At 75.2% G+C, this 739-nt stretch carries 1 protein-coding gene; it reads left to right on the forward strand.

The features are described 5' to 3' along the window. Positions 1–739: SDR family NAD(P)-dependent oxidoreductase (locus tag G4D87_RS38360; protein ID WP_163787664.1), on the forward strand; the 739-nt coding region annotated here is incomplete at both ends.

The following is a 739-nucleotide window of genomic DNA, read 5'->3' on the forward strand; positions in this document are numbered from 1 at the left end:
AGGACCTGGAGTCGGCGGGCGGGGACGCGCAGGTCGCCGCGCTGGAGGAGGTGCTCACGCGGGGCGCTGGCGAGGGCGAGGAGCAGCTCGCGCTGCGCGGCGGGCGGCGGTTCGTTCCCCGGCTCGCGCAATGCCCGCTGCCCCCGGCGAGGACGGCGACGCTGGAGGCTGAGGCGACGTACCTCGTCACGGGAGGTCAGGGCGAGCTCGGGCTTCACGTCGCGCGGTGGATGGTGAGGCAGGGCGCGCGGCACCTGGTGCTGACGGCGCGCAGCGCCTTCCCGGAGCGGGCGGAGTGGGAGGCCCTCGCGGCTCGCGGTGGGGACGTGGCCGCGCGAATCCTGGCGGTGCAGGCGCTGGAGGCCGCGGGCGCCACGGTGGTGCTCGCGCGCGCGGACGTGTCCCGCCACGAGCAGCTGGCGGAGCTGCTGGAGCAGGTGCGCACGACGATGCCTCCGCTCAAGGGCGTGGTGCATGCGGCGGGGGTCTCCACGCACGCGCGGCTGCGGGAGCTGGATGCCTCCGCGCTGGACGCCGTGCTGGCGCCGAAGGTGGAGGGGGCGTGGCATCTCCACGCGCTCACGCGGGAAGTCTCGCTGGACTTCTTCGTCCTCTTCTCGTCCATCTCCGCGGTGTGGGGCTCGGTGGGCTCCGGGCACTACGCCGCGGGCAACGCGTTCCTGGACGCGCTCGCGCAGCACCGGCGTGCGCTGGGGCTGCCGGCGACGAGCATCAACTG

Source organism: Myxococcus vastator (assembly GCF_010894475.1).
Lineage (GTDB): Bacteria > Myxococcota > Myxococcia > Myxococcales > Myxococcaceae > Myxococcus > Myxococcus vastator.